Annotated in this window: 3 protein-coding genes and 2 pseudogenes; 2 read left to right on the top strand and 3 right to left on the bottom strand. The window is 55.0% G+C overall.

Annotated elements, in window-relative coordinates; genetic code table 11:
* The coding region (locus FEV53_RS19865; protein WP_142836375.1) for an IS3 family transposase at positions 1-591 on the top strand (591 nt) is incomplete at its 5' end.
* Between the two features lie 36 nt (positions 592-627).
* A pseudogene (locus FEV53_RS19860) lies at positions 628-966 on the top strand (transposase); the annotation flags it as partial.
* A gap of 101 nt (positions 967-1,067) precedes the next feature.
* Here FEV53_RS19860 and FEV53_RS19855 read toward each other — a convergent pair.
* From FEV53_RS19855 to FEV53_RS19845, 3 genes and pseudogenes are all read right to left on the bottom strand, one after another.
* Complete coding sequence (locus tag FEV53_RS19855; RefSeq protein WP_142836374.1) at positions 1,068-2,456, bottom strand: calcium-binding protein; 1,389 nt, start codon at positions 2,454-2,456, stop codon at positions 1,068-1,070.
* A 276-nt stretch (positions 2,457-2,732) separates the two neighbouring features.
* Positions 2,733-2,987, bottom strand: a pseudogene (locus FEV53_RS19850) (transposase); the annotation flags it as partial.
* Between the two features lie 63 nt (positions 2,988-3,050).
* Positions 3,051-3,286: integrase core domain-containing protein (locus tag FEV53_RS19845; RefSeq protein WP_142836237.1), on the bottom strand; the 236-nt coding region annotated here is incomplete at its 5' end.

The following is a 3,286-nucleotide window of genomic DNA, read 5'->3' as shown; positions in this document are numbered from 1 at the left end:
CGACGAGAGGGGCTGAAGGTGCCAATGAAACAACCAAGAAAAGGACGGCTTTGGCTGAATGATGGATCGTGTGTCCGGTTGCGGCCTGAGCATCCAAACCATGTTTGGTCATATGACTTCGTGCATTGCCGCACGGACGATGGGAAGGCGTTCCGGACATTGAATATCATCGAAGAGTACAGCCGGGAATGTCTGGCGATCCGTGTCGACAGGAAGTTGAACTCAGGCAACGTGATCGATGTGCTGAGCGACCTGTTCATCCTGCGCGGYGTGCCTTCGTTCATTCGGTCTGACAATGGCCCGGAGTTCGTTGCTCAAGCCGTACAGGACTGGATCAAAGCTGTCGGCGCGAAAACGGCTTAYATCGAACCTGGATCGCCTTGGGAGAACGGATACTGCGAAAGCTTCAACGCCCGTTTCCGCGAYGAGTTCCTGAATGGCGAAAYCTTCTACAGCCTGCGCGAGGCGCAGATCCTGATCGAACAATGGAGGAAACACTACAACACGAAACGACCACACAGCGCATTAGGCTACCGCCCACCGGCCCCGGAAACCGTCGTCACGATGGACCGGAGGCCCGTCATGCACTAACAATCAAATTGGACCACTCAAGTGGGGCTGATCAATGACACGCGCCGCTGCCACAAGGCCATTATCGAACGGCAGGCCATTGCGATCATTCCAATCCGCAAGAACGGGCGGCTATGGAAAGAGGACTCCCCGGCGGCACGCGCCCGAAACAAAACCCTGCGCGCGACGCGATATTACGGCAGGGCCTTCTGGAAACGCTGGACGGGATATCACGCCCGCAGCCGCATCGAGGCGAGGATGCGCTGCCTGAAAGCCTTCGGTGATCGCATCATGGCAAGAAACCCCGACCGCCAGACCGCCGAAATCCATATCCGCATCGCCCTTATGAACCGCTTCAACGCCCTCGGTACCGCCGAGATCGTCCGCGTCGCATGACATCAGCGGGCAAAGGAGAAATCACGCCTCAAGAAGGAGTTCTGCAAAAATGCCGTCCCTGACCCTCAATCGCCCGGGATCAAAGCACTAGCGACAGAGCCTCAGGTAAATATGAAATCATCCGCTGTCAGCGTGGCGGTGTCGAGACCGTTCAGGGTGATCTGGGACCCGGTTTCGAGACTGATCACCTCGCCAGCCATTTCCAGCTCTTCAAGCCCTGTAAAACCATAGTCAGATAGATCAATCCGATCTCCGTCTTCAGACCGGAAGTCATGGATCACATCCGAACCGCTCCCCGGCGCAAAGACAAAGCGGTCAGCCCCAAAGGTTATATCGATAGTCGGTGTCCGGATGACTTCAACGTCGCCCCACATCTCATCGGCGCCCCGGCCGCTAACCAGAACATCATTACCGAGCACCACGGATACAGATTGTACGCCGCGACTAAAATCGATTGTGCGAGCATCGCCAACCATCGTGCTGGTGGTGTTGCCATCGCCTGCAACGATCAGATCATCCCCAAGGACTGCGTTGGACTCGAGGAATAAAAATTCACCTTCCCCGTAGAGCTGCGACTTTCCCCCATGGCTGCCTCCGAAAATCCTGTCATCGGCACCTGAATTGCCATTTTCTGCATCCCCGAAAACCCTGACAATGGCCGCACCGTCACCGACGTGGATAGTATCCTCACCATAGGTGACGCCCTCACCGGCATATTTCGAGTCACCGTAAACCCAGATATCGCCATTCGCGAAATCCCCGATCCTGATGCGATCATCGCCCGCGTAACTCTCTCCGAACAAATACACCCTGGCATCGCCAGACACCCTGATCGCTGGGGAAGTGGTCGACAGCCCCGATTTATCATCATACCCGTCGATGGTGATGTAATCATCGCCGCAATCGATCTCGCCCTCCAGGGTGTAGCCCTCACCCGCAACGTGGACGAGCCGCACGTCGGCGATCTTCAGCGATATGCGGTCGTCGCCCCCGGAGCTCTGATCCACCATGTATATAGAGTCGCCGTTTATCCCGACATACCCCGCGCTCCCGGAGCCTGTAAACTTGATAAGATCCGACCCACCGACAGATTGATCATACATCCATTCCGCGTCGCCCAAGACCACCATGGCAGCCATATCATCGTTGTTTCTGATGCGAATATCGTCGTTTCCACCAATGCCGTTGCCAGAGAATTCTTGCGCATCACCAAAGAAATACATTTGGGAACGATGCGCTTCCCAACCGTCAATGTCGGCGACCAACCTGTCGTTTTCACCAGCTTCACCGAAACCAATGAATTCCGTATCAAGATAAAAAGTGAACGTCGTGGCGAACGGATTTACATAAACGAGCTCATAGACCGCCTCTACGTCAAAACGCCAGATCGAGTCGATCCCGGGCTGGCCGTCGCCATTCGCGGTTTCATCCAGCGACCACGTGTTTCTGCTGATTTCAGTGAGATTTCCATCGTGAACCAATTTCTTCATATAACCTCTCCATGACTTAAACCGCGGCTACGTTGATTAATAATAAATATCTAAACTGACATTCCCCAAGTGGGATGCCCTCTCCTCAATTTTGTCGCTGCGTTGCGGATTGATCAAGCCTCTTGTGCACGGTTTACCATGGTTCGGGCATCTAATACGCGATCTGAGCGCGATTTCTCGTCTTAAAGGCCGGTTTGGCCGGGCGTTCGATTTGATCGACACCCATTCGAACAGACCGGTAAAGCCGCGTTCGTTCGGTTTTAGCTGATAAAATCGTCATGTTGCAGCCGGTGGCGCGCCGAGCCCGTGGATCGCCGTCAGTATGCGGCGGAAAAGATCACCGCTGACGGCAACCTCAGCGAGTTGGAATGTAATGGCGCGGGCATGTCTGACAACTCGGGCACCAATCTTGATCAGACGGGTTTGCAGGCTCGTCAGCGACCAGTCAGTCATTTGTTCGGGCAGGTCGGTTCCTTGCAGGAAGACACCGAGATTATAGAAAAGCGCATGAAGTTGCAGCCGCATGTTGGAGAGAGGTGGTCCTTGAAATTCGACCAGTTTGCCGCCGTGCTAAGCTATAGCATTGGTTTCATTTCAGGCGGCAACCTTCAGGTCCGGAGATTGCCTGTCATAGGCCTGGTCCGGCGTCATGATCCCATGTGATGAGTGCGGGCGTCTTTCGTTGTAGTAGCTGATCCAGTCACCGATCCCGTCCCGGGCTTCGGAACCTGTTTCGAAGGCGTTCAAGTAGACGCATTCGTATTTGAGGGATCGCCAGAGCCGCTCGATCATCCGGTTGTCGATCCAGCGGCCCCGGCCATCCATCGAGA

Source organism: Palleronia caenipelagi, from assembly GCF_007004065.1.
In the GTDB taxonomy this organism is placed as follows: Bacteria; Pseudomonadota; Alphaproteobacteria; order Rhodobacterales; family Rhodobacteraceae; genus Palleronia; species Palleronia caenipelagi.
The sequence above is the reverse complement of the archived record's forward strand: the minus strand, read 5'-3'. Positions and strand labels throughout refer to the sequence as shown.

Excerpts from the sequence above, each read along its gene's own strand:
- FEV53_RS19855 (WP_142836374.1), bottom strand. The coding sequence starts at position 2,456 with ATGAAGAAATTGGTTCACGATGGAAATCTCACTGAAATCAGCAGAAAC.